The organism is Corallococcus sp. AS-1-12 (genome assembly GCF_020036995.1).
GTDB lineage: Bacteria > Myxococcota > Myxococcia > Myxococcales > Myxococcaceae > Corallococcus.
Map to the genome: position 1 here is coordinate 118,157 of NZ_JAIQDD010000020.1, position 23,211 is coordinate 141,367.

At 71.3% G+C, this 23,211-nt stretch carries 23 protein-coding genes; 12 read left to right on the forward strand and 11 right to left on the reverse strand.

Going from position 1 to position 23,211, the window contains the following annotated elements:
- Positions 1-32: 32 nt before the first annotated feature.
- Complete coding sequence (locus K8556_RS26810; protein WP_223742943.1) at positions 33-1,352, forward strand: carbamoyl-phosphate synthase; 1,320 nt, start codon at positions 33-35, stop codon at positions 1,350-1,352.
- 7 nt (positions 1,353-1,359) lie between these two features.
- Here the strand turns inward: K8556_RS26810 and K8556_RS26815 are convergent, their stop codons facing one another.
- The 3 genes from K8556_RS26815 to K8556_RS26825 form a co-directional block, all read right to left on the reverse strand.
- Positions 1,360-2,805, reverse strand: a complete 1,446-nt coding sequence (locus tag K8556_RS26815; RefSeq protein ID WP_370639971.1) for a pyridoxal-dependent decarboxylase — start codon at positions 2,803-2,805, stop codon at positions 1,360-1,362.
- Between the two features lie 25 nt (positions 2,806-2,830).
- A complete protein-coding gene (locus tag K8556_RS26820) occupies positions 2,831-3,682 on the reverse strand; it encodes a glycosyltransferase family 2 protein (protein ID WP_223742944.1) in 852 nt (283 codons plus the stop codon).
- Between the two features lie 264 nt (positions 3,683-3,946).
- A complete protein-coding gene (locus K8556_RS26825) occupies positions 3,947-4,117 on the reverse strand; it encodes a hypothetical protein (protein ID WP_223742945.1) in 171 nt (56 codons plus the stop codon).
- Positions 4,118-4,295: 178 nt separating this feature from the next.
- Between K8556_RS26825 and K8556_RS26830 the strand changes: the two genes are divergently transcribed.
- Positions 4,296-5,105: an arginyltransferase gene (locus K8556_RS26830; protein ID WP_223742946.1), complete on the forward strand. Its 810-nt coding sequence runs from the start codon at positions 4,296-4,298 to the stop codon at positions 5,103-5,105.
- Here the strand turns inward: K8556_RS26830 and K8556_RS26835 are convergent.
- On the reverse strand, positions 5,092-5,991 hold the full coding sequence (locus K8556_RS26835; protein ID WP_223742947.1) for an alpha/beta fold hydrolase: 900 nt from the start codon (positions 5,989-5,991) through the stop codon (positions 5,092-5,094). The two genes, K8556_RS26830 and K8556_RS26835, sit on opposite strands and share 14 nt — an antisense overlap.
- A gap of 422 nt (positions 5,992-6,413) precedes the next feature.
- Here K8556_RS26835 and K8556_RS26840 point away from each other — a divergent pair, with 422 nt between their 5' ends.
- Both K8556_RS26840 and K8556_RS26845 read left to right on the forward strand, forming a co-directional pair.
- Positions 6,414-7,550, forward strand: a complete 1,137-nt coding sequence (locus tag K8556_RS26840) for a glycosyltransferase (RefSeq protein WP_223742948.1) — start codon at positions 6,414-6,416, stop codon at positions 7,548-7,550.
- 93 nt (positions 7,551-7,643) lie between these two features.
- Positions 7,644-9,326, forward strand: a complete 1,683-nt coding sequence (locus tag K8556_RS26845) for a glutamine--tRNA ligase/YqeY domain fusion protein (protein WP_223742949.1) — start codon at positions 7,644-7,646, stop codon at positions 9,324-9,326.
- Positions 9,327-9,392: 66 nt separating this feature from the next.
- Here K8556_RS26845 and K8556_RS26850 read toward each other — a convergent pair whose 3' ends face one another.
- Together K8556_RS26850 and K8556_RS26855 are read right to left on the reverse strand one after the other, a co-directional pair.
- Positions 9,393-9,875 (reverse strand): GNAT family N-acetyltransferase, encoded by a 483-nt coding sequence (locus K8556_RS26850; protein ID WP_223742950.1) that lies wholly within the window; start codon positions 9,873-9,875, stop codon positions 9,393-9,395.
- Positions 9,876-9,989: 114 nt separating this feature from the next.
- Complete coding sequence (locus K8556_RS26855; RefSeq protein ID WP_223742951.1) at positions 9,990-10,493, reverse strand: DUF3592 domain-containing protein; 504 nt, start codon at positions 10,491-10,493, stop codon at positions 9,990-9,992.
- 168 nt (positions 10,494-10,661) lie between these two features.
- On the opposite strand from K8556_RS26855, the gene K8556_RS26860 reads away from it, so the two are divergent.
- The gene (locus K8556_RS26860) at positions 10,662-11,495 is read left to right on the forward strand and encodes a 3'(2'),5'-bisphosphate nucleotidase CysQ (protein ID WP_223742952.1); all 834 of its coding nucleotides are present in this window, start codon (positions 10,662-10,664) and stop codon (positions 11,493-11,495) included.
- On the opposite strand, the gene mug is transcribed toward K8556_RS26860, so the two are convergent.
- Entirely contained in the window at positions 11,496-11,996 is a 501-nt protein-coding gene (gene mug, locus K8556_RS26865; protein ID WP_223742981.1) for a G/U mismatch-specific DNA glycosylase, read from the reverse strand.
- A 194-nt stretch (positions 11,997-12,190) separates the two neighbouring features.
- On the opposite strand from mug, the gene K8556_RS26870 reads away from it, so the two are divergent.
- Both K8556_RS26870 and K8556_RS26875 read left to right on the forward strand, forming a co-directional pair.
- Positions 12,191-13,450: a glycosyltransferase 87 family protein gene (locus K8556_RS26870; RefSeq protein WP_223742953.1), complete on the forward strand. Its 1,260-nt coding sequence runs from the start codon at positions 12,191-12,193 to the stop codon at positions 13,448-13,450.
- Between the two features lie 71 nt (positions 13,451-13,521).
- Complete coding sequence (locus K8556_RS26875; RefSeq protein WP_223742954.1) at positions 13,522-13,830, forward strand: hypothetical protein; 309 nt, start codon at positions 13,522-13,524, stop codon at positions 13,828-13,830.
- 19 nt (positions 13,831-13,849) lie between these two features.
- Here the strand turns inward: K8556_RS26875 and K8556_RS26880 are convergent, their stop codons facing one another.
- Entirely contained in the window at positions 13,850-14,224 is a 375-nt protein-coding gene (locus K8556_RS26880) for a DUF423 domain-containing protein (RefSeq protein WP_223742955.1), read from the reverse strand.
- A gap of 102 nt (positions 14,225-14,326) precedes the next feature.
- On the opposite strand from K8556_RS26880, the gene K8556_RS26885 reads away from it, so the two are divergent.
- Both K8556_RS26885 and K8556_RS26890 read left to right on the forward strand, forming a co-directional pair.
- Positions 14,327-14,992, forward strand: coding sequence for an SET domain-containing protein (locus K8556_RS26885; RefSeq protein ID WP_223742956.1), 666 nt, complete (start codon positions 14,327-14,329; stop codon positions 14,990-14,992).
- 53 nt (positions 14,993-15,045) lie between these two features.
- A complete protein-coding gene (locus tag K8556_RS26890) occupies positions 15,046-15,981 on the forward strand; it encodes an acyl-CoA dehydrogenase family protein (RefSeq protein WP_223742957.1) in 936 nt (311 codons plus the stop codon).
- 137 nt (positions 15,982-16,118) lie between these two features.
- Here K8556_RS26890 and K8556_RS26895 read toward each other — a convergent pair whose 3' ends face one another.
- Positions 16,119-16,826 carry a hypothetical protein gene (locus tag K8556_RS26895; protein WP_223742958.1) on the reverse strand — a complete coding sequence of 236 codons (708 nt, stop codon included), beginning with the start codon at positions 16,824-16,826 and terminating at the stop codon, positions 16,119-16,121.
- Positions 16,827-16,946: 120 nt separating this feature from the next.
- On the opposite strand from K8556_RS26895, the gene K8556_RS26900 reads away from it, so the two are divergent.
- The gene (locus K8556_RS26900) at positions 16,947-17,780 is read left to right on the forward strand and encodes a hypothetical protein (RefSeq protein ID WP_223742959.1); all 834 of its coding nucleotides are present in this window, start codon (positions 16,947-16,949) and stop codon (positions 17,778-17,780) included.
- Between the two features lie 12 nt (positions 17,781-17,792).
- Positions 17,793-19,103 (forward strand): M18 family aminopeptidase, encoded by a 1,311-nt coding sequence (locus K8556_RS26905; RefSeq protein ID WP_223742960.1) that lies wholly within the window; start codon positions 17,793-17,795, stop codon positions 19,101-19,103.
- Positions 19,104-19,179: 76 nt separating this feature from the next.
- On the opposite strand, the gene K8556_RS26910 is transcribed toward K8556_RS26905, so the two are convergent.
- A complete protein-coding gene (locus K8556_RS26910; protein ID WP_223742961.1) occupies positions 19,180-21,312 on the reverse strand; it encodes a M4 family metallopeptidase in 2,133 nt (710 codons plus the stop codon).
- Positions 21,313-21,684: 372 nt separating this feature from the next.
- Between K8556_RS26910 and K8556_RS26915 the strand changes: the two genes are divergently transcribed.
- A complete protein-coding gene (locus K8556_RS26915; protein WP_223742962.1) occupies positions 21,685-22,269 on the forward strand; it encodes a DUF2378 family protein in 585 nt (194 codons plus the stop codon).
- Between the two features lie 43 nt (positions 22,270-22,312).
- Here the strand turns inward: K8556_RS26915 and K8556_RS26920 are convergent, their stop codons facing one another.
- Complete coding sequence (locus K8556_RS26920; protein WP_223742963.1) at positions 22,313-23,209, reverse strand: formyltransferase family protein; 897 nt, start codon at positions 23,207-23,209, stop codon at positions 22,313-22,315.
- Positions 23,210-23,211 lie beyond the last annotated feature (2 nt).

The window sequence follows — 23,211 nt, forward strand, 5'->3', positions numbered from 1 at the left end:
GCGAGGCCGACCCCGCGAAACTGGAGCAAGAGATGGAAGAGGCCGCCTACTCCGATGAGGCCCCCGCGGCCGTCATCGCGGCCCGGCCCCCCGCGTTGCTGTTCTCCGCCAACTTCTACGGCACCCTGGCCGCCGCCCGCTGTCTGGGCCGCCACGGCGTGGACGTGACGGTGGCGGACACCGGCCGGTTGGGGCCGGCCAGCTACTCGCGCTTCGTCAGCCGCCGCGTGCAGTGCCCGCCGGAGTCCCAGCCGGAGGCCTTCCTCCAGTGGCTGGTGGACTTCGGCCTGCGCGAGCCCGTCAAGCACGTGCTCTACCCGACGAGCGATGAGCTGGCGTGGCTCATCTCCGCGCACCGCTCCAAGCTGGAGGACCTCTTCCACCTCTACGACCCGGGCGTGGACGCGGTGTACGGGCTGCTCAACAAGCGCCGGCTCTATGAAGTGGGCACGGAGGTGGGCCTGCACCTGCCGCGCACCTGGTTCCCCCAGTCCGAGGAGGACCTGGAGCAGGTGCGCCGCGAGGCGAACTTCCCGGTGCTGCTCAAGCCCACCACGCAGATCCTCCACGCCACGCACCGCAAGGGGCAGCCGGTGTCCTCGCCGGACGACCTGGCGCGCGAGTACCGCGAGTTCGCGCGGGACACCTACGCGCCCATGCTCGTGAAGTTCGACCCGGCGGTGGTCAACCCCATGGTGCAGGAGTTCCACCCGGAGGCCGCCGAGGGCATCTACAGCCTCTCCGGCTTCGTGGACGAGTCCGGCGAGCTCTTCGAGGCGCGCGCCGCGATGAAGGTCCTCCAGCGTCCGCGCCGCCTGGGCGTGGGCGTCTGCTTCGAGTCCGCGCCGCTGCGCGCGGACCTGGTCGCGGGCCTCACCCGGCTGTGCAAGAAGCTGGGCTACCACGGCGTCTTCGAGGTGGAGTTCATCCAGACGAAGGACTCGTACCTCCTCATCGACTTCAACCCGCGCTTCTACGGGCAGATGGGCTTCGACATCGCGCGGGGGCTGCCCCTGCCGCTGCTCGCGTACCACGCGGCCACCGGGGACCGGGACGCGCTCACCCGCGCGGTGGAGGACGCGCGTGACGCCAGCGCCGCGCACGAGGACGCGGTGTTCTGCAACCGCATCGCGCTGGAGATGCTGCTCAACCTCCAGCGGCTGTCCGGCGCGCTGCCGGCGGACGAGGCCCGGCAGTGGCGGCAGTGGTTCAACACCCACAAGGAGACGGCGGTGGATCCGCTCATCGACCGGGACGACATGATGCCCGCGGCGGTGGAGCTGGCCACCATCTCCTATGGGGCCGCGCGCCACCCCCGCGCCTTCCTGCGGATGATGGTCTTCAACCGCTAGGGGACGCTCACCCCGCGGCGCGGGACGCCGGAGGCACCGGATCATCGAAGGTGATGAGGTCCTCGTGCGTCTCCGCCCGGCGCAGCCGCCGCACCTTCCCGCCCTCCACGCCCACGATGGCCGGCTGCGGGAAGGAGAAGGACGTGCCGAAGGGCACGAAGTACGCGCCCGCGTCCATGATGGCCAGCGTGTCGCCCACCTTCAGCTCCGGCAGCCGCACCGCGTGGTACAGCGTGTCCGCCGGGGTGCAGATGGGGCCCACCACCGTGTACGCCTTGTGTGACGGCGCGGCCGGCCGCTCGACGTGGAAGAGCTGGTGGTACTCGTTGCGCACGCATTCGGCGTGGTTGATGCCCATGTCGAGCACCGCCCACGTCCGCTCGCCGCCCTCCTTGAGCGCGTGCACGCGGCCCAGCAGGAGCTGCGTGTTGCCCGTCATCGCGCGGCCCGGCTCCAGGAAGATGCGCGGGCGCTCGCGGCCGTGCTTCGCGTAGTGCGCCTCCACCTGGGACACCACCTTCGCCACGTACCGCTCGATGGAGAGCGCCGCCGCGAAGTCCGGCGCGGGCAGGTCGCGCTGGAAGGTGAGGTTGAGCCGCCAGTCCCGCTGCTCGATGTGCTCCACCGTCGGCGTGCAGAGGCTGCCGCCCAGGTCCAGCACCTCCAGGTCCAGCCCCAGCTCGCGGTGCAACTCGTCCGCGAAGTCCAGCACCGCGCCGACGAAGCCCTCCAGCTCCGCCTCCGTGCGGATGAGCTCGCCCCGGTGCGCGTGCAGGCCCACCACGTCCAGGTGGCCGGAGGCCAGCGCCTGCCGGTACGCGGCCATCGCCTGGCCTCCCGCGATGGGCGTGCCGAACTGCGACGTCCATCCCGACATCGTCGTCACCCGCACCGCCACGCGCGGGCGCTTGCCGACCTCCGCCGCGTGGCGTGAGAAGACGTCCAGCTCCTCGCGGTGGTTCGCGGCCAGCAGGCCGATGCCCCGGGTGATGGACTCGCGGATGGACGCGTCCGACTTCACCGGGCCGTTGTAGACGATGCGCTCCGGCGCCACGCCCAGCTTGAGCGCGAGCCACAGCTCGTAGGCGGAGATCACCTCCGCGCCCACGCCGCGCGCGTGCAGCGCGGACAGCACGCCGGGCACCGGGTTGGTCTTGTACGAGTAGTAGACCTCGCAGCCGCCCGCCGCGCCCGGAGGCACCGCCTGGAACGCGTCCGCGTTGCGGTGCAGCGCCGCCATGTGCACCACGTGCAGCGGCGAGCCGTACTCCTCCGCCAACCGGGACAGCGACACGCCCTCCAGGAAGAGGCCCTGGCCGGGGCGCGACTCCAGGCCCCACGTCTCCGGGGGGAGGAAGGCCCTGGCGGGGGCCATCGCGCGCTGCACGACGGGCCCCAGGGTCTGCTTCAACTGGCGCTTGGCGGTTCCAACGAGACGATGACGCAGGCTCACGGGGAGAGGCCCTTTCAGGAGACGCTCAAGGCAGCTTGAGGGGAAGGTAGCGCGTGAGGCCGAAGCGGCCCTTCAGCGCGCGCGTGGCCACCTGCAGGAGCCGGTACTCCAGCTCGCCGTGCTCGCGCCGGTACTTGTTGTGGATGATGGCGTTGGACTCCGCCACGGACTTCTCCACCTTCGCGCCCGTCTTGCCCAGGTCGTTCATCAGCGACGGCTTGCCCACCCGGTAGTTGAGGATGGGCCGGTTCACGTAGACGTGGCCGTAGCGCCGGATGCCGCGCATGTAGAAGTCCACGTCCTCGTAGACGGGGATGTTCGGGTCGAACCCGCCCAGGGGCTGGAAGTATTCGCGGCGCACCATGCACGCGGAGTTCACGTACAGCGTGCCCAGGAACAGGATGTGCGCCACCGTCCACGCGCTGTTGGGCGTCATGGCCCCCACCTTCGCCACCCGCTCGAAGTAGGTGCTCTTGTCCTCCAGCCACTCCGGATCCTCGCTGAAGGGCACCACCCAGCCCACCGCGACGCCCGCGTCCGGCCGCGCGTCCAGCGCCGACACCATGGCCTTGAGCGCCCCTTCCGCGAGCAGGTCGTCGTCGTCCAGGAAGTGCAGGTAGCGGCCCTGGGCCAGCGTGGCGCCGTGGTTGCGCACCAGCGCGGGGCGCCCCTTGGACGGCACCTCCTGCTGGAAGTAGCGCACGCGGGCATCGCCAATGCCCTGCACCGCGTCACGGGCCGTGCCCTCCGCGGAGTCATCCAGGACGATCACCTCCACCTGGACGCCTTCCTGACGCAGCGCGGAGTGGATGGCCTCCACCACGTCCTTCTCGCGCTTGTACGTGGGCATCACGACCGAGACGTCGATTGATGACATAGGCCCCGGTTTATACCGGTGGCGCCCCACGACTGAGAAGCCAGCCGGGCCTCCGCGCACGGGGGGCCGCGCGCCCCGGACCCTGTGTCCGGGGTTACCCGCCCGCTGTCCGGGGAGGCGAATGGGGGCGTCGGTCTCGCGGTTTCTCGGAAGTTTCTACGGCCCCGTGAGGGGGCGGACCGGAAAGAATCACGGTCCGATCGCGACAGGGGTGCCACACCGTGGCTCCCCGACCGCAGGATTTTCGCCAGCTCCGCAGGATTTTCAGTAGCTGGCGACGGCGAAGTCGAACGCGTCCAGGTCTTCCACGGCGTCCTCCACGGCGGCGGAGTGGAGGGCGTCATCCTCCTCGAGGAACGCGTCGCCCCAGAGGGGGCCGTCCGCCTCGTCGGGGTCCATCGGCAGCCATCCGGGATGCAGTTCCTCGCGGGCCATGTGCGTTCCTCCCCTGCCGCAAGTGGTACGGCTCTCCAGCCGGGACTTGCAGCCGTTGTGCCACCTTCTGGATAAGGTACGGCCCACGTGGACGGGTCGTTTCCGACGAAGGGTGGGTCGGCGGACGGGCAGGCATGGCTTGACGCGGGAGCCCGGGGCCGACAGGAAGGGAACACCGATGGCCGTCCTGCTGGCACATGAAATCGAGACCCCGCGTCCGTGCAGCTACCTGCCGGAGCGGGAGGCGTCCCTGGAGACGCTGCTGATGCGCAACGTGACGGCGCAGGAGTACGAGCACCTGCTCGTGCGCGGGTGGCGCCGCTTCGGCCCGCAGTACTTCCGGCCCGCCTGCGCGTCGTGCCAGGAGTGCGTGTCCCTGCGCGTGCCCGTGGCGGGCTTCACGCCCAACCGCAGCCAGCGCCGGGCCCGCGCCGCGTGCGCGCACCTGCGCGTGGAGGTGGGCCCGCCGCGCGTGGACGAGGAGCGCCTGGCGCTCTACCGCGCGTGGCACGCGGAGCGCGAGTCGTCCCGCGACTGGGAGTCCTCGGAGCTGGGGGCGCGCGAGTACTCGCTCCAGTTCGCCTTCCCGCACCCGTCCGTGCGCGAGGTGGCCTGGTACGACGACAGCGATCCCTCCGGCCCGAAGCTGGTGGGCCTGGGCCTGTGCGACGAGACGCCGCGCGCGTGGAGCGCGGTGTACTTCTTCTACGACCCGGCCTACGCGCGGCTGTCCCTGGGCAAGGCGAGCGTGTTGTTCCAGGTGGAGCTGGCGCGCGAGCGGGGCATCCCCTACGTGTACCTGGGCTACCGCGTGCTGGCGTGCGATTCGCTGCGCTACAAGGCCGGCTTCCGCCCCCATGAGCTGCTGGAGGGCCGCCCCGCGCTGGACGCGGCGCCGGTGTGGAGCGCCTCGGCTGACACGGCGGAAGCCGCGGCGGACGCGCCAGCGCCGGAGCGGGTGGGCCCGGAGGCCGTCAGGAGCCGCTGAGCAGCGCCGCGTCGAAGAAGTCGCGCAGGTGGCGCGCGTACGCCTCCGGGGCCTTCGTCGCGTACTCGCCGTGGTGCGCGCCGGGCACCACCCAGTAGGACTTGGGTTCGCACGCGGCCTGGAAGAGCGCGTCCTGGAGGAACGCGGGCGCGTACGGATCCACGTCGCCGTTGATCAACAGGAGCGGCCGGCCCTTCAACCCGCACAGGCGCTTCATGGGGTCCACCGCGTCCACGTCCACGCCGGACAGGCGCAGGGTCCAGAGCACCGGCTGGACGCTCAGCGGCCCCCACCTGCCGTAGCTGTAGCGCGTGTCCGCCTCCAGCGACGGGTACGCGCCCGCGGCGGCCACCGCCTTGAGGCGCTCGTCCTCGAGCGCGCCCAGCATCGCGGTGGTGCCGCCCATGGAGAAGCCCAGCACGCCCAGGCGGGACGGATCCACGTCGTCGCGGTGCGAGACGAAGTCCACCGCCGCGCGCAGGTCCTCGCGCTCGCGGTCGCCCCACGTCACCAGGTCACCGTCGCTCTCGCCGTGGCCGCGCGAGTCGAAGAGCAGCACGCCGTAGCCCGCGCGTGAGAGCACCTCCGCCTCGAAGAGCATCTGCGTGCGGTTCTCCGCGAACCCATGCATCACCACCACCGCCGCGCGGTTGCGCGAAGGCAGGTACCAGCCGCGCAGCGACAGGCCGTCCCGCGTGCGCAGCACCACGTCCGTGCGCTCCGCGAGCGCGCCTTGCGCCACCGGCTTCAGCGGTTGGCGCGCGGGGTGCAGTACCGCGCGCGCGGTGCGGACGTTGCGGTACGCGATGACGGCCGCCACCGCGAGCACGCCCAGCAGGGCGAGCGCGATGAAACGGGCGGGACGGAGGCGGATGGGTGTCTTCACGAGGATGGATTGTGAGCCTATACCCGGAATCCAGTTCCTGGCAGGTGGCCCCCGGGCTCGTTGAGTCCCCAAGCAGTGGACCCCGCCTCCTGACGCGCCCGGCGTCCGTTGACGCGTCAATGCGGGGACTCGCCCGGCAGCAAGCCCTGCGGGTGTTTCAACGATGTATCAGCGCGCCGGTGAAGGCCGCGGCTTCGGCGTGGCGTTGGTGCATCCGGGAGATCCACGGAAAGGGCGGCGTGCAATTGTCTCCTGGGTGGCGGCGCCGGGTGACCTTCGCTACCTATCGCAAGGTGCGTGGGCTATTGATCACTCCGTCACTCCAGGGGAGGGCTCGCCGGACACTCGGACGCCGGGCGGGAGGTCAAAAAATCGTTTCTTACCGGGAATCCCAGACATTGGAACCGCAGGCGCGGCAAGAGATGGCGGTTCCGGCCCCCGGGCGGCGGCGCGTGTTGTTCACGCTCGTCTTCATGGGGACGGGGGGCATCGAGCGCTCCGTGTGCAACGTGTTGGCGGGCCTGGACCGGGAGCGGTTCGATCCCTCGCTGTTCTTCCACCACGGGCCGCCGCCGCCGGACACGCGCGGGCGCATCCCCGCGGACGTGCCCATCTCCTGGGGCGTGGGCGTGGAGGCGTACCGGCGCTGGGAGCTGCCCCGGATGCTCTGGCGGCTTTTCCATGAAGCGCGCAAGGCGGACATCATCGTCTCCGGGCAGGAGGGCAGGGCGGCCCTGCTGGCGCGGCTGGCGGGGGCCCTGCTGGGCAAGCCGGTGCTGGGGATGGTGCACTTCGACTGGGGGGCCTTCCACCGCGAGCAGCCGAAGCGCCAGCTCTGGGGATTGAAGGTGCTCTACCCGGGCATGGACCGCATCGTGGCGTGCGGCTACGACTCCGCGAAGGCGTTCGCGGAGCTGGTGAACGTGGACCGCGAGCGGCTGGAGGTCATCCCCAACTTCGTGGACGCGGAGCGGATCCGCGCCGCGGCGGACGCTCCCCTGCCCGCGTGGGCGGTGCCGGTGTTCAAGAAGCCGGTGGTCATCGCGGTGGGGCGGCTGGAGCCGCAGAAGTCCTTCGACATGCTCATCCGCGCGCACGCCCGGATGCGGGCGGCCGGGGCGGACACGCACCTGCTCATCCTGGGAGTGGGCTCGCTGGAGGCGGAGCTCCGGGCGCTGGCCGCGGAACTGGGCGTGGCGTCCTCCGTGTTCATGCCGGGCTACGCGGACAACCCGCACGCGCTGATGCGGCGGGCCACGGCGTTCGCCCTGTCCTCGCGCTTCGAGGGGCTGCCCATGGTGATGCTGGAGGCGCTCGCGCTGGGCTGCCCCATCGTCAGCACGGACTGCCCCTCCGGCCCCGCGGAGGCCCTGGACGGGGGGCGGGCGGGGGTGCTGGTGCCCATGGGGGACGACGCCGCCATGGCCCAGGCGCTGGGGCGGGTGGTGACGGACGCGAAGTGGCGTGACGGGCTCCGCCAGCGGGCCCTGGACCGGGCGGACGAGTTGTCCGCCGAACGGGCGCTCAAGGCCTGGGAGTCGTTGCTGGCCGGGGTCTGAGCGGGCTGGCTCCCGAAGGATGAGGCCGGGCGGGGGGGCAGGTCAGGAAAACCTTGCTCCCCTTGTCCCGCTTCCAAGAGGATTCGCACCATCATGACGACGACGAACGAGACGCAGGGCCTCAACTTCCTCCAGGAAGTCGTTGAGGAAGACCGGCGGACGGGGAAGCACGGCGGACGCGTGCACACCCGCTTCCCGCCCGAGCCCAACGGCTACCTCCACATCGGCCACGCCAAGTCCATCGTGCTGAACTTCGGGCTGGCGCAGCAGTATGGCGGCAAGTGCAACCTGCGCCTCGACGACACCAACCCGCTCACCGAGGACACGGACTACGTGGAGTCCATCCAGCGCGACGTGCGCTGGCTCGGGTTCGACTGGGACGACCGGCGCTTCTTCGCCTCCGACTACTTCGACCGGCTCTACGCCTTCGCGGAGCAGTTGATCTCGCAGGGCCAGGCCTACGTGTGCAGCCTGTCGCCGGAGGAGATCAGCCAGTACCGCGGCAACTTCACCACGCCGGGCCGTGACAGCCCGTACCGCACGCGCACGGTGGAGGAGAACCTGGACCTGTTCCGCCGGATGAAGGCGGGCGAGTTCCCGGACGGCAAGCACACGCTGCGCGCGAAGATCGACATGACGTCGTCGAACCCCGTGCTGCGCGACCCGCCCATCTACCGCATCCGGCACGCGCACCACCACCGCACGGGCGACACGTGGTGCATCTACCCGCTCTACGACTTCGCGCACTGCCTGTCGGACGCGATTGAAGGCATCACGCACTCCGTCTGTACGCTGGAGTTCGAGAACCGCCGCGTGCTGTACGACTGGATCGTCGACGCGCTGATCAAAGGCGACCGGCCCTACCAGTACGAGTTCGCGCGGCTGAACCTCACCTACGCGGTGATGAGCAAGCGCAAGCTGCTCCAGTTGGTGCAGGAGAAGCGCGTCTCCGGCTGGGATGATCCGCGCATGCTGACCATCAGCGGCCTGCGCCGCCGGGGCTACACGCCCGCGTCGCTGCGCGACTTCGCGAAGCGCATCGGCGTGAGCAAGTCCGACAGCCTCATCGACATGGGCGTGCTGGAGCTGTCCATCCGGGACGACCTCAACGAGACGGCGCCGCGCGCCATGGCCGTCCTGCGTCCGCTCAAGGTGGTGCTGGAGAACTACCCGGAGGGCCAGACGGAGGAGCTGGAGACGGCGAACCACCCGAAGCGCGAGGACATGGGCACGCGCAAGGTGCCGTTCATGCGCGAGCTCTACATCGAGGCGGACGACTTCCAGGAGGTGCCGGAGAAGGGCTTCTTCCGCCTGGCGCCGGGCAAGGAGGTGCGCCTGCGCTCCGCGTACTTCATCAAGTGCGAGAAGGTCATCAAGGACGCGGCGGGCAACATCACGGAGCTGCGCTGCACCTACGACCCGGCCACGCGCGGTGGCGACTCGCCGGATGGCCGCAAGGTGAAGGGCACGCTGCACTGGGTGCCGGGCAACGCGCCCGAGGCGCAGGTGCGCCTGTTCGACCGGCTCTTCTCCGTGGAGCAGCCGGACAAGGACGAGACGAAGGACTTCAAGGAGTTCCTCAACCCGAACAGCCTGGAGACCCTCACGGGCGCGCGCGTGGAGCCGATGCTCGCGGAGGCGAAGCCGGGCGACCGCTTCCAGTTCGAGCGCCTGGGCTACTTCTGCGCGGACGCGGTGGACTCCAAGCCGGGCTCGCCCGTGTTCAACCGCACGGTGACGCTGAAGGACTCGTGGGTGAAGGAGCAGAAGAAGTAGGGCGCTCCGCCCCTCGCTGATGCTTCAGGGAGCCCCGGGTGGAAGCACCCGGGGCTTCGTCGTCTCTCACGGGGGCGCTTCGCGGGTCATCTCCACCATGGTGGGACGCCAGCCCAGCCGCGTGAACAGCCGCTGGGCGGCTTCGTTCTTCGCGGCGGTGCTGAGCACGACGCGCGGGGCCCCCAGCTCCGTGAGCCGCCGCACCATGGCCTCCGCGAGCAGCCTGCCGGTGCCGGTGCCGCGCGCCGCTTCCTCCACCCAGATGTCGTGCAGGGCGCCGTGCTTGTCGAGGAGCATGTTCCAGTCCACGCCCTCCATCCGGCCGTAGCAGTAGCCGACCACTTCGCCGCCCAACTCGGCCACGAGCACCACGGCCTCCTGCGGACGGCGCGCCTCCTTGCCCAGCCACCAGCGGTAGCCGGACTCCACGTCGTCCGGGACCATGAAGCGCCGTGGGTCGAAGCCGTGGTGCTGGCGCGCGAGCGCCGCGCCCATGCGGCCCAGCGCGGGCGCGTCCGAGTCCTTCGCGGGGCGGATGGTGACGGGCATGCGGTCTCCAGGAAGCGGGTGTCCGCTCCAGGTTGCGCATCGTGGGCCGCGTCTGTCGAAGCCTTCCGGAGGAAAGTGCTCAGCCGGCCACGCGGAGGGGCGGCCCGGCGTTGGCTAACGGGCCTTCGCGCGCATCTGCGGCGCCGCGCGCCTGCCCTCGCCCAGGCCGGAGCGGGCCAGCTCCAGCAGGCCCCAGCCGGCCACCAGGGCGAACACCGCGCCGACCGCCGTGACGATGTAGTTGGCGAGGCCCGTGTCGCCGCACTGGAGGCACGCCACGGACGGGTCGCCCGGCTCGTAGTGGAGCGTCACCGGGGCACCGGTCACGTAGTGGCGCGACACCGCCTGCGCGTCCGCGAGCGCGCCGGCGCCGTGGCCGTCGAAGGCCACCGTGTCGGAGGTGTAGGGGACGCCGTTCACCTCGTAGCGGTAGCTCACCTCCGGGCGGAAGCTCACCGCGCGCTTGCTGCGCAGCGTCTCCACGCGGGAGCTCACCACGGTGCCCTGCACGGTGGGCCAGTCCTTGCTCACCTTCGAGCGGTACACCATCCGGCCGCCCGCGAACGCCAGCGCCACGCCGATGCCCAGCAGGGCCAGCCCCATCAGCCACTTCATCATCGTTCCAGTCCTTGCATGCCTCCCGCGCGCTGCCCGGGGTGGGGGAGGCGAATCCCCCTGGGAAGTGCAGCCACCGGGCCAGGGCCTCCGCCCCGGAGGGAGGGGGCCGCGCGGCGGGGCAGATTTCCCCACGGGGGGCAAATCGCCCCAGTAGACTCTCCGGCCTCCATGCCCGCACTCGCCCAAGAGCTCGAAGTGGCCCGGCGCATCGCCCGCCAGGCCGGTGACATCCTCCTGCAGGTCTACGCCACGGACTTCTCGGTCACGGACAAGGCCGGAGGCGCCGGGCCCGTCACGGTGGCGGACGAGCGCGCCAACGCGTTCATCGTGGGCGAGCTGCGCAAGGCCTTCCCCGCGGACGGCGTGGTGGCGGAGGAGAAGGAGGATGTCTCCGACGCGAAGCGCTTCAGCCGCTGCTGGTTCGTGGATCCGCTCGACGGCACGCAGGAGTTCGTGAACCGCAACGGCGAGTTCGCCATCCACATCGGCCTGGCCGTGGAGGGCCGGGCGGCGCTGGGCGTCGTCTACCGCGCGGTGGGGGACGTCCTGTACTCCGGCATCGTGGGCGAGCAGGGCTATGTGGAAGACCCCCAGGGCCGCCGCGCGCTGCGCGTGTCGGACGTGGCGGACCCGGCACACCTGCGGCTCGTGGTGTCGCGCTCGCACCGCTCGAAGACGACGGACGCGGTGGTGCGGCGGCTGGGCATCACGAAGGAGACGGAGTCCGGTTCGGTGGGGCTCAAGTGCGGCCTGCTGGCGGAGGCCCGCTGCGACCTCTACGTGCACGTGAGCGACAAGAGCTACCGCTGGGACAACTGCGCGCCGGAGGCCGTCATCCGCTCCGCGGGCGGCGTGCTCACGGACCTGGCGGGCAACGCGTACCTCTACGACGGCTCCGAGCTCCAGAACCGCCGGGGCCTGCTCGCGTGCAACGCCGCCGCCTTCGACAAGGTGCTGCCCGTGGCCTCGCAGGTGGCCCGCGAGTCCGGCCTGCTCAAGTAGTCAGCGCGTCCCGGCCGCGCGGCGCAGCTCGCCGTACAGCCGCGCGAGGTCCGGGAGCTGGTAGCTGGCGTTGAGCCCGCTCGGGTTGGGCAGCACCCACAGCCGCGTGTCGCCCAGCGTCTCCTGCTGCGGCCCGAACCTGGCTTTCGGCCGCGAGAAGGCGGTGCGGTACGCGCCCAGCCCCAGCACCGCGAGGTACGCCGGACGGTAGCGCTTCACCTTGCGCGCCAGCGACTTCGCGCCCTCCGCGTACTCCTCCGCGCCCAGTTGGTCCGCGCTCGCCGTGGCCCGGTCCACCACGTTGGTGATGCCCAGGCCCAGCGCGAGCAGCTCCTGCTGTTCCGCCGGCTTCAGGAGGCGCGGGGTGAAGCCGGACGCGTGCAGGGACGGCCAGAAGCGATTGCCCGGCCTCGCGAAGTGCACGCCCACCACCGCCGAATAGAGGCTGGGGTTGATGCCGCAGAAGAGCACGCGCAGCCCCGGGGCCAGCAGGTCCGGCATGGTGCGGCCGGTGGCGGCGGACAGCTCGTCCTTCGTGGGGCGGTGGAGCTTCATGGCGTGGGCAACCCAGGGCGGAACCTAGCGGGTCGGGTGCCGCCTCGCACGTCCATGCGCCTGGACGCAGCCCGGGCAGGGAAGGGGACGGATGCCTTTCCCGGCGACAGCGCCGGGCCCTCGGGGCAGAGTGGCACCTCGTGTCCGCACCGACATCGTCCGCGCCCTCGCGACTGACGCCCAGGCACTGGCTCGCGCTCGCGGTGGCCGTGTCGCCGCTGGCGCTTTACGCCTTCTCCCCGCGCGAGGGCGACCTGCCGCTGTACTTCCGCACGGCCCGCGCGTTCCTGGACGGCGCGGTCCCCAACCGCGACTTCCGCTTCGAATACCCGCCCTACGCGCTCCTGTGGTTCGTGCCCGCGGCGTGGGTGGGCGGCGGCGTGCGCGGCTTCATCCTCGCGTTCGGACTCCAGCTCACGCTCGTCGACGCCTTCATCAAGGGGTTGCTGCTGTCCGAGGGCGTGCGCCGGTGGGGCACGGCCTGGCGCGCGTGGGCGCCGTTCGCGGCGTACTCCGTCGTCAGTTGGCTCCAGAGCGTGCACTACCTCAAGCGCTACGACCTCATCCCCGCGGCGCTCGCGCTGGCGGCGTTGGTGGCGCTGATGCGCGGGCGTGAAGGCTGGGCGGGCGCGGCGCTCGCGGTGGGCACCGTCACCAAGCTGTACCCGGCGGTGCTCGTGCCGCTGGCCCTGGCCGTGTGCTGGCGCCGGGGCGCGAAGCCGGCGCGGGCCCTGCTCACCGGCCTGGTCGCGGGCGTGCTGCCGCTGGTGCCGCTGAGCTTCATGTGGCCGTGGTGGCGGTTCGCGGCCTTCCACGTCGAGCGGGGCCTCCAGGTGGAGTCCTTCAGCGCGGGCCTGCTCTGGGCCGCGCACCTGCTGGGGTTCGCCCACGTCCAGTGGGTCCACGCCCCCGCAGCCTATGAGCTGCACGGCGCGGACGCGGAGTGGGTCCGCGCCATCACCCGCCAGGTGTGGGTCGCGGGCCTGCTGCTGGCCGTGGCCGTCTCCGCGCGCGCCGCCTGGCGCAGGCCCCCGGCGCACCTGGAGGACCTGGCCCGGCTGACGCTGGTGCCGCTGGTGGCCTTCGTCATCCTCAATCCGGTGCTGAGCCCGCAGTACCTCATCTGGCTCACCGGGGCCGCCGCGCTCGCGCTGCTCTCCGGAGCGGTGGCCCCGTCCGCCGTGCTGCTGGTGGCCGCCGCCATCACGCGCGGGCTCTTCGCGGGCAGCACCTACAACACGGGCTGGCAGCCGTCGTTCACGCTGCTCCTCATCGCGCGCAACGCGATGGTGCTCCTCGCGGGGCTCGCCTGGGCCCGCGAGGCGTGGCGGTGGGGACACCCGGGCGCCACGGCGCTCGCGGAGGCGAAGGACGCACCCGCGCCGACACCGCCCGCCTGAAGCCCGGCCGCCTGCCCGGCGTGGACCGGGGCACCGCTGCGAAGCCCGGGGCTCGTGGTTACAGGGAAGGCATGGCCCGTCCGGTGAACGTCAACGCCCTGCTGCCCGTGGAGGTGGACTTCCAGCGCGAGCGCGCCTCTGGGTTGCGCCGCTCCGGCGACAAGCTGGAGGACGCCCTCGCCCTGGTGGCTCAAGCGGAGAAGGAGCTGCGCGCCCTTCACGGCCTGGCGCGGGTGGAGCGCTACGCGGCATACCGCGCGCTCTGGAAGGAAGCGGAGCGGCTGCGCTGGAACCTCACCGTGCAGCGCGAGGCCTGCGGCCTGCGCAACCACCGCGACCTGGACCTCATCTACCCGCTGCCGCCCCTGCTGCGGGAGTGACGGCCAGCGGTCCGCCGCTTCACGGCGAGGCGCGCCACGCGGCCACGGCGAGGAGCGCCCAGCCCGCGAGGAAGCCCAGGCCGCCCAGCGGCGTGATGGCGCCCAGCACGCGCACGCCGGACAGGGCCAGCGCGTACAGGCTGCCGGAGAACAGGACGATGCCCGCGAGCATCGCCCAGCCCGCGGACTCCAGGAGCGCGGAGGGGCGCACCGTGCCCAGGAGCCCCACCGCTACCAGCGCGAGCGCGTGGTACATGTGGTAGCGCGCCCCGGTTTCGAAGATGACCTGCAGGTCCTGGGCGAGCCGGGCCCTCAGCGCATGCGCCCCGAAGGCGCCCGCCGCCACGGACAGGAAAGCGTTCACCGCGCCCACCACGATCCACCACCGCATCATCGAGTGCCTTTCTTCGCGCGCTTGACTGCGGCACGCTACACCGCGCTCCACGGCAGCGTCCTGGTTGAACACGCACCCGCCCCAGCCGCGCCCCTATCCGCGATGACGACTTCCCCTTCCTTCCAGCCGACCCCGTCGATCCCCTTCGAGCTGCGCCAGTCCCCCATCCAGGGCACGGGCGCCTTCGCCACCCGCCGCATCCGCAAGGGCGCGCGCATCATCGAGTACATCGGTGAGCGCATCACCCAGGCCGAGGCGGACGTCCGCTACGACGACGAGTCGATGGAGCGCCACCACACGTTCCTCTTCAACCTGGACGACGACACGGTGCTGGACGCGGGGACCCTCCACAACGAGTCGCGCTACATCAACCACTCGTGCGAGCCCAACTGCCAGTCGCTCATCGACAAGGGCCACATCCACATCTACGCGCTGCGCGCCATCGAACCGGGGGAGGAGCTGACGTACGACTACGCGTACGAGCGCACCCCGGAGATGGACGCCGAGGCCGAGGCGCTCTACGTCTGCCGCTGTGGCACGCCCTCCTGCCGGGGCACCATCCTCGCGCCGGAGAAGAAGGCCCCCGCGCGGCGCAAGAAGGCCGCGTCGAAGGCCAAGTCGGGCTCCAAGTCCAAGGCCGCGTCGAAGTCCAAGTCGACCTCCAAGGCGAAGTCCGCCAAGAAGTCGAAGGCCGCGCCGCCGGCCGCCGCGAAGAAGAAGCGGGGCACCCGCCGCGCGAAGTCCCCGGGCCGCCGCGCCGCGAGCTGACGGCCCCGCACCGGAAGCGCGCACGCTCCAGGGCGGAGCATTAGACTGGGGGCGTGAAAGACGTCCTGCGCTTCCTGCTCACCGAGGCCCCTGACTCCCCTTCGCTCGACTCCGTGGAAGCCTGGTGGCGCCGGCACCTCGCGGTGCTGCCACGCTTCCAGGTGCCCGCGGACCTGGCGCTCGCCAGCGGCTTCCGGATGGACCGGATGGGGTTCGCGTTCTCCTCCGGTTATCAGGCCGCGCTGCGCTCGCTCTTCCCCCAGTTGCCGAAGGACAAGCGCGCCGCGCTCTGCGCCACGGAGATGGGCGGCGGGCACCCGGGCGCCATCGAGGCGAAGCTCACGCCGAAGGGCGCGGGCTGGACGCTCGACGGCGTGAAGACCTACGTCACGCTGGGCACGCACGCGGAGGTGCTGCTGGTGGTCGCCTCCGAGGGCCGGGACGCCCAGGAGCGCAACCGCCTGCGCATGGTGCGGCTGGACGCGCGCGCGCCCGGGGTGACCGTGGAGCCGCTGCCGCCGCTGGGCTTCGTGCCGGAGGTGCCGCACGCGGCGCTGCGGCTGGACGGCGTGGAGGTGGGGCCCGAGGACGTGCTGCCCGGGGATGGCTACACCCGCTATCTCAAACCGTTCCGCACGGTGGAGGACTGCCACGTCAACCTGGCCGTGCTGGGCTGGCTGCTGAAGGTGGCCCGCCGGTGCGGCTGGCCGGTGGCGCTGCGCGAGGAGCTGGTCGCCATCGCGGTGATGATCCGGGCCCTCGCGCTGGAGGACCCCAGCGACCCGGCCGTGCACGTGGCGCTGGGCGGCGCGCTCGCGCAGATGCACCGGGCGCTGGAGCGCTGCGAGGTGGCCTGGGAGGGCGTGGACGTGGAGACGCGCGAGCGCTGGCAGCGCGACCGGCGCCTGCTGGACCTGGCGTCCAAGGTGCGCGCGAAGCGGCTGGAGGTCGCGCGGCAGCGGCTGGCCGGTGGCGCGGGCGAGGACTGACGAAGGGCCCGGCGCTCCGCGCGGAAGCGGTGTGCGCGCGCCCCACGGCACGGCCCCTGTCCCCAACGCGAAGCCCGCGAGGGGAGGGGCTCGAGGCCTCCTCCTCCGCGCGGGCTTGGGGTGCGGCGGATTGGGGGTCAGTACCGGCCGCCGCCCAGCGCGGAGACGATGGCGGACAGGACGCGGTTCTCCACGCCCCAGACGGCCTTGTTCATGCCCTTCACGCCCGCGCCGCGCATGTAGTCCGTGAAGTCGTGCAGGGCGGTGGAGCGCTGCATGCGCTCGGTGCTGGCGGCGTAGAGCAGCGGCGTGTTCGGCGCGCCCGTGAGGCCCAGGTCCGGGCAGGCCTCCGACAGCGCCGCGCGGTCGATGCCCGTCACCGCGGACAGCATCGCCACGGTGAAGTGGTGCACCGGCAGCTCGCGCGCGTTGGGCACGCGCTCCAGCACCTTCGCGCGCGTCGCCGGGTCCGTGGCCAACTGGGGCAGCGTCACCCGGGACATCTCCAAAATCTGCTCGTTGGTGACGTGCTTGTTGTCCAGGATGGCCCGGTCGAACAGGCTCTGCGGCGTGTCACCCTTGATGGTGATGTTCACGTCGGACAGGCGCTGACGCATGGTCTGGATGGCGCGCCCCACCTCCGTGTTGGGGCCGCCGCGCCACGAGCCCGGCGTCGCCTGCACCGGCGCCATCGTCGCGCGGGCCCGCGCCAGCTCCGCGCGGTTGAGCACGTCCGCGCGTGACGCCTCCGTGACCTGGTTGGCCCGGGCGGGCTGGGCGGCCGGCGCCTGCGTGCGGGCCGGGGCGACGGAGGGGGCGGCGGGACGGTTGCGGATCTGCGTCATGGAGGCACCTTCTACCCTGGATGTCGGAGTAACGGATTATCGCCGGCAGAGCAGGGGAGTTGCCTTCCCATGCCCTCCCCAGCGCGTGCGTTCCGCCCCCGTCCCGGTATGGTGCGCGCCATGTCCCCGCGCCTGCCCACCCAGTTCGCCGACCTCCTCACCCCCAAGGGCCGCCGCATTCTCGAAGGCCGAGACTCCGAGACCCGCGGCGCGCTCCTGGACCCCACGCGGCCCTTCATCGCGCTGCAGGGCGTCATCGACGTGAAGAAGGCGGCCGAGGCCCGCGACCTCCTGGACGCCGCGCTGCGTGACACGCTCGTCACCATGGAGGACCCCATCCCGGAGGACTCCATCTCTGGCATGGTGGAGAACTACACGGAGGCGCTGCCCAAGACGGTGCGCGTGCGCACCGCGCTGCTGGAGAGCCGGCGCTCGCGCTCCTGGCGCGCGGCGGAGGCCGTGGGGCTGAGGGCGCTCTTGCGCTCGGACACGTTCGCGGCCTTCGCGGCGACGGTGAGCGGCCGGCCGCTCAAGCGGGGCTGGGGCATCCAGGTGCTCTGCTACGGCCCGGGCGACTACACCGGCCCGCACAACGACCACCACCCGGAGGAGGCGGACGCGCGCCACGGCTACGTGGACATGCACGTGAGCCTCACCCTGCCCGCCGTGGACCACCAGTACTTGGTGTACGCGAAGGACGGGCACTTCTCCGAGCTCACCCGGGTCAGCACCGTGGGCGGCGTCACCGTGTACCGGCTGCCCTTCTGGCACTACACGACGCCGCTGTCCGCGAAGCCGGGCCGGGAGGACGCCGCGCGCCGCTGGGTGCTCCTGGGCACCTTCCTGGACGCCGCTCCCGGGACGCGCCCCTCCTCCACCGTCCTGCCGGCGGGCGCCCCGCCGCCTGTCCGGGCGGTGACAGTCGGACGTGGCAGCGGGGCCGGACGGCGTTAGCGTGCCGGGCCCATGAGCCCGACCGATATCGACACGCAGGCCAACGACCTCCTCCAGTACATCGACGCGTCGCCCACGCCGTACCACGCCGTGCGCGAGACGGCGCGCCGCCTCACCGCCGCGGGCTTCCGCGAACTGGACGAGCGCGAGTCCTGGTCGCTGAAGCCCGGCGACAAGGTCTTCGTCATCCGCGGCGACACGAGCATCGCCGCCTTCCAACTGGGCACGAAGCCCGTGGACACCACCGGCTTCCGGCTGGTGGGCTCGCACACGGACTCGCCCAACCTGCGCCTCAAGCCCAACGCGCCCGTCAACCGCCACGGCTACCAGCAACTGGGCGTTGAAATCTACGGCGGGGTGCTCCTGCACACGTGGACGGACCGCGACCTGTCGCTCGCGGGCCGCGTGGTGACGCTGCACGACGGCCGCCCCCGGCACCACCTGGTGGACTTCCGCCGGCCGCTCCTGCGCGTGCCCAACCTGGCCATCCACCTGAACCGCGGCGTCAACACGGAGGGCCTGAAGCTCAACCCCCAGGAGCACATGGTGCCGGTGCTGGGCCTGGAGAGCGCGGGCCCCGCGGAGCTGAAGGCGCTGCTGGTGGAGGAACTGGGCCGCGCGGGCGTGAAGGCCGCCGCGGACGACCTGCTGGGCTACGACCTGTGCCTCTATGATTTGCAGCCGTCCACCCGCTCCGGCCTGCACGGGGAGTTCCTCCACGCGCCCCGCCTGGACAACCTGGCGAGCTGCCACACCGGGCTCACCGCGCTCCTGAAGGACACCGGTCCGCGCGAGGCCACGGTGGGCGTGGTGCTCTACGACCACGAGGAGTGCGGCAGCCGCAGCGCGCAGGGCGCCGCGTCTCCGTTCCTCAAGGACCTGCTGGAGCGCATCGTCCAGGGGCACTCGGATGGACGCGCGGACGCGTTCCACCGCGCCATCCGCCGCTCGTTCCTGGTGAGCGCGGACATGGCGCACGCGGTGCACCCCAACTACGCGTCCATGCACGAGCCCAGGCACCAGCCGCAGTTGGGCGGCGGCCCGGTCATCAAGACCAACGTCAACCAGTCCTACGCGACGGACGGCGAGTCGTGGGCGCACTTCGCGGCGCTGTGCAAGGAGGCGGGCGTCACGCCCCAGCACTTCGTCACCCGCACGGACCTGGGCTGCGGCAGCACCATTGGCCCCATCACCGCGGGCCAGTTGGGCATCCGCACGGTGGACGTGGGCAACCCCATGCTGTCCATGCACTCCATCCGCGAGCTGGCCGCCGCGTCCGACGTGGCCCGCATGGTGGCGGTGCTGACGCGCTTCTTCGCCTGAGACGAAAAGGAAGAGGCGGGCCCGGTGGTGACACCGGACCCGCCTCGGGTGTTTCAGGAAGCTCTCGGCGCGGGGACTAGTTCACGCCCACCGCGGTCCAGGCGTCCTTCACCTTCGCCACCTGGTTGGAGTCCGCGCCGTACAGGTCGGTGGCGGCCTTGATGGTGGCCTCACGCGCCTGGGCGAACGTCGTCTTCGGCGTCATGTACGTGGTGAGGGCGCGGCCGAAGATCTTCAGGCCGTCCTCCATGCCGATGCCGCCCTTCACCTCCAGGCCGGAGGTGCGGTTCTTGCCGCCCTCCACGAGCAGGTAGAAGGCGTTGTTGGAGATGCCGCTGGAGCCGTGCACCTCCGTCTGCTTCGGGTAGTTCTTGTAGTTGTCGACCGAGTAGCCGTCCTTGGTCGGGTCGTTCATGTAGCGCAGGCCGTCCTCGTCGGTGCCGTTGTTCGGCGTCCAGGCGGCCTCGCCCACGGTCCAGTTCCACTTGGCCTCGGGGTTGTTCTTCGCGGCGTACCACTCCACGCCCGTGCCGATGATGTCGGAGAAGGACTCGTTCAGGCCGCCGGACTCGCCGCTGTAGATGAGGCCCGCGGTGCGCTCGGTGAGGCCGTGCGCGATCTCGTGGCCCGCGATGTCCAGCGTGGTGAGCGGGCCGGACTGCTTCCCGTCGCCGTCGCCGTAGCTCATCTTCTCGCCGTCCCAGTACGCGTTCACGTAGTTGTTCTTCACGTGCACGTAGTTGACGAGCTTCTCGCCGGCGCCGTCGATCGAGTCACGGCCCAGGACGTTCTTCAGGAAGTCGTAGGTCATGGCCGCGCCGTAGTGCGCGTCGATGCCGGCCTTGGCGCGCGCCGGGTCGGTGGCCTCGCCCCACTTGTCGTTGTTGTCGGAGATCTTCGTCTGGCCGGACGCGGTGGACTTGTTGTTCGCGTCGTAGGTCACGATGCCCTTGCCGCGCGTCGAGTCCTCCAGCGAGTACGTGCCGTCCGCTTCCTTCTTGGTCTTCAGGTCCACGTGGCCGCTGTACATGGACAGGTCGTCCGCGACGCCCGTGGGCGGGTTCTGCGGATCCGTCGGCGGAGGCGTGGTCTCCTTCGCGGTGATGTTCAGGCTCCAGTTGTTCAGGGTGCCCGTGTCACGCGCGGCCTTGTCCTCGACCGTGATGGTCCACTCGCCCTTGGCGCTCTCGCCCTTGAAGGCCTCCGAGAGGTCGAACGAGCCGGCGATGTCGTCCTTGGAGCCGCCCTTGCGGTCCTGCAGCACGGCCGTCTTGCCGGAGGGGCTGGTCACGGAGACCTTCAGGTCGCCGCTCCAGGTGTGCTTGATGTTCAGGTCGACGGACAGCTTGTCCACCGTCACGCCGTCCGGGATGTTGATCTTCGACTGGACCTGGCCCTTGTCCGGGATGGCGACGTTCGGGCTGGCGGTGCCGTTCACCTGCAACTGCGCCGCGGCGGACTTCGACCAGCCGCCGATCTTGTTGAAGCTCTCCAGCACCTTCCCCGTGTTGGCGTCGATGATGTAGTTCTGCTTCTTGGGCTTCTGCTGCCCGGCGATCTGCTGGATCTCCACCTGGTAGGCGGAGTGGTACTTGCCTTCCGCGTCCTGGTAGATGACGCGCTCGGAAGAGGGCTGCTTGTCGGCCTTGCCGCCCAGCTCCTTCTTCGCGATGTCGATGGCCTGCTGCGGCGCCAGCTTCGGCTTCTGGGTGCCCAGGCCCGCGGGGATGGGGTTCTGCTCACCGGTGACGCTGGACACCTTGCCGTCCGCGCCCAGGTGGCTGATGAGCTGCTCGCCGAAGACCTTCACGCCCTCGTGCATGCGGTCCAGGCGGACGTGGGTCATGCCCAGCTCGTCGACCTCCACGCTCTTGGGGGCCAGCGTCGGGCCGGCCTTGTTCGCCGCCAGCAGCGACGAGGCCGTCATCGGCGGGGTGAGGGCCTTCAGGGACGTCTGGATGGCGGCCTGCGCCTCCTTGCTGTCCAGCGCGAGGCGGCCGGGCTGCGCGGAGGCGGCCCCCGTCGTGGAAGCCTGCGCCGTCGTCGCGGCGGCGGCCGTGGGCTGCGCGCCAGCGGCGGCGCCCGTGCGGGAGACGGACTCGAAGCCGTCCTTCACGCGAAGGACGTTCTTCGCCTTCGCCGGCGCGGAGGTGTCGGTGGTGGGACGGAGGGAAACGGGCGTCGAACCTTCGGTGCGGCGAATGGTCATGGATCACTCACACTGCAAGGGGGATGAACAATTCTCGCACGATGAACTCCGAGAGTTTCCGATGGGTTGAAGAAGTTAACGCGGCAGCCCAGGAATCAGGGGATTGGGCTGGTGGACTTCCGGTGAATCCAACGGTTGACACCAAAAATTTGCTTTCAGTAAGGGTCTATTGCGACCCGAAGTCCCTGAATCCCTGAGGCGAGCCGTCACGGATCAGCGCGAGCGGCGCGGGAAAATGCGGGGGAAATCATTGGAAAAGTCCACAACAGCGGCAACCAGGCGGGCAGGCCCGGCGCGTGGAGGCTGATACACTGAGACACGGTTTCCCGGCCGGGATGGTGCGGGGGCTGGACCCTGGGGGGGTTGAAGACCATGGAGCCGTGGAATCATCCGGAGACGCGGCAGGCGCCAGGCCTGCCGCTGCTGATGGTGCGGGTGCCTCGCCGCAACTTCGAAGGGCTGTTCGAGCACGCGCTGAGGCCGTCCGGCCCGTTCGCGCAGGCGCTGCGGGACGTGGGCTACGACCCGGACACGGTGGAGGAGCGCCTCCCCCTGGAGGTGTGGCGCGCGTCGCTGGCGGTGGCGCGGCGGCATGCGTGCCCGGGCCTGGCCAACGAGGACGCCAACCGCGTGCTGGGCACCCACTACGTGGAGGGGTTCGCGCAGACGCTGGTGGGGCGCATCTTCGCGGCGGCGGCGCCGCTGTTGGGCGCGGAGCGGTGCCTGGCGCGGCTGCCCACGTACCTGCGCGCGGGCCGCGAGGACATGAAGCTCACGCTGGAGCCGGTGCGCGCGCGGGAGTGGAGGGCGCGCGTGGTGGACGCGGATCCGCTGCCGGACTTCGTGGCGGGCGTGGTGGAGCAGGTGCTGCGCCGCACGCGGGTGCTGCCGCGCGTGGACGTGCTGGAGCGCACCGAGCACACCTATTCACTGCGGATCCGCTGGGACGAGGCCTGAAGCGGCGCGCTCCCCGCCGGAGGATGGCCCCGGCGGGCAGGGCTCAGGAGGCCGCGGTCCCCAGGGGCGCCTTGGCCACGGGGAACACGTCCCGCGTCGTCGGGTCGGTGGGGTCCTCGAAGCGCAGCAGCCGGCGGAAGTCCTCCGCGCGCCAGAACACCTGTCCCGCCGCGTGGAAGCGCTCCAGCTCCTCGCGCGTGGGCCAGGAGCGGTAGGGGAAGCGGGCGCGGCTCACGTCGATGGCGAGCGAGGGGGGCGTCCGGCCCTGCTCGAGCGCCTCCAGGTGCCGCGCGAGCAGCGGCACCCCCGCCGCGGTCGCCTTCACCGTCAGCGCCAGGTGGGACTCCGCGCCGGTGCGCGTGAAGGCGGACTGGCCATGCACGTCCCCCGCGTCGATGCGCGCGGTGGTGCGGTGGAGCGTCGTCCCAATCTCCGGCACGCCGTGGAGCATGGCCTGGAAGATGGAGTCCACGCCGCGGAAGTCCGGCAGCAGCGACGGGTGGAGGTTCAGGCAGCCGTGGCGCGGCAGGCCCAGCAGCGGCTCGCGGAGGATCTGATCGCACATGCTGGTGACGAAGAGGTCCACCTGCTGCGCTCGCAGCGCCTCGACGGTCTCCTCCCCGGAGAAGTCGTCGCTGACCCTCAGCGGGATGCCGTAGGCGCGCGAGAGCTGCTGGAAGCTCATCAGCCCGCCGCGAGGGGCGCCGAAGGGCAGCGAGCCCCCGAGCCCCGCGAGGACGTTGTAGCCGGTGAAGCGCGCGCCGAACTGCCGCAGGAAGACGGGCAGGACCTGCGCCGGGGTGTAGCGCTTCTTCTGGAAGCGCAGGCCCCCGGCGGACAGCAGGATGCTCGTGGGCACGAGCCCCCCGCGCCGCACCAGGGTGTTGGCGAAGGCGAGGGACATGATGGACGGGATGCAGCCGTAGGCGAAGCGGATCACGG

Bases quoted from the DNA above. Each gene is read 5' to 3' on its own strand.
- K8556_RS26840 (WP_223742948.1), top strand. From the start codon at position 6,414: ATGGCGGTTCCGGCCCCCGGGCGGCGGCGCGTGTTGTTCACGCTCGTC.
- K8556_RS26855 (WP_223742951.1), bottom strand. From the start codon at position 10,493: ATGATGAAGTGGCTGATGGGGCTGGCCCTGCTGGGCATCGGCGTGGCG.
- K8556_RS26875 (WP_223742954.1), top strand. From the start codon at position 13,522: ATGGCCCGTCCGGTGAACGTCAACGCCCTGCTGCCCGTGGAGGTGGAC.
- K8556_RS26885 (WP_223742956.1), top strand. From the start codon at position 14,327: ATGACGACTTCCCCTTCCTTCCAGCCGACCCCGTCGATCCCCTTCGAG.
- K8556_RS26810 (WP_223742943.1), top strand. From the start codon at position 33: ATGGAAGAGGCCGCCTACTCCGATGAGGCCCCCGCGGCCGTCATCGCG.
- K8556_RS26900 (WP_223742959.1), top strand. From the start codon at position 16,947: ATGTCCCCGCGCCTGCCCACCCAGTTCGCCGACCTCCTCACCCCCAAG.
- K8556_RS26910 (WP_223742961.1), bottom strand. From the start codon at position 21,312: ATGACCATTCGCCGCACCGAAGGTTCGACGCCCGTTTCCCTCCGTCCC.
- K8556_RS26830 (WP_223742946.1), top strand. From the start codon at position 4,296: ATGGCCGTCCTGCTGGCACATGAAATCGAGACCCCGCGTCCGTGCAGC.
- K8556_RS26845 (WP_223742949.1), top strand. From the start codon at position 7,644: ATGACGACGACGAACGAGACGCAGGGCCTCAACTTCCTCCAGGAAGTC.
- K8556_RS26820 (WP_223742944.1), bottom strand. From the start codon at position 3,682: ATGTCATCAATCGACGTCTCGGTCGTGATGCCCACGTACAAGCGCGAG.
- K8556_RS26860 (WP_223742952.1), top strand. From the start codon at position 10,662: ATGCCCGCACTCGCCCAAGAGCTCGAAGTGGCCCGGCGCATCGCCCGC.
- K8556_RS26905 (WP_223742960.1), top strand. From the start codon at position 17,793: ATGAGCCCGACCGATATCGACACGCAGGCCAACGACCTCCTCCAGTAC.
- K8556_RS26915 (WP_223742962.1), top strand. From the start codon at position 21,685: ATGGAGCCGTGGAATCATCCGGAGACGCGGCAGGCGCCAGGCCTGCCG.
- K8556_RS26880 (WP_223742955.1), bottom strand. From the start codon at position 14,224: ATGATGCGGTGGTGGATCGTGGTGGGCGCGGTGAACGCTTTCCTGTCC.
- K8556_RS26895 (WP_223742958.1), bottom strand. From the start codon at position 16,826: ATGACGCAGATCCGCAACCGTCCCGCCGCCCCCTCCGTCGCCCCGGCC.
- mug (WP_223742981.1), bottom strand. From the start codon at position 11,996: ATGCCGGACCTGCTGGCCCCGGGGCTGCGCGTGCTCTTCTGCGGCATC.
- K8556_RS26850 (WP_223742950.1), bottom strand. From the start codon at position 9,875: ATGCCCGTCACCATCCGCCCCGCGAAGGACTCGGACGCGCCCGCGCTG.
- K8556_RS26825 (WP_223742945.1), bottom strand. From the start codon at position 4,117: ATGGCCCGCGAGGAACTGCATCCCGGATGGCTGCCGATGGACCCCGAC.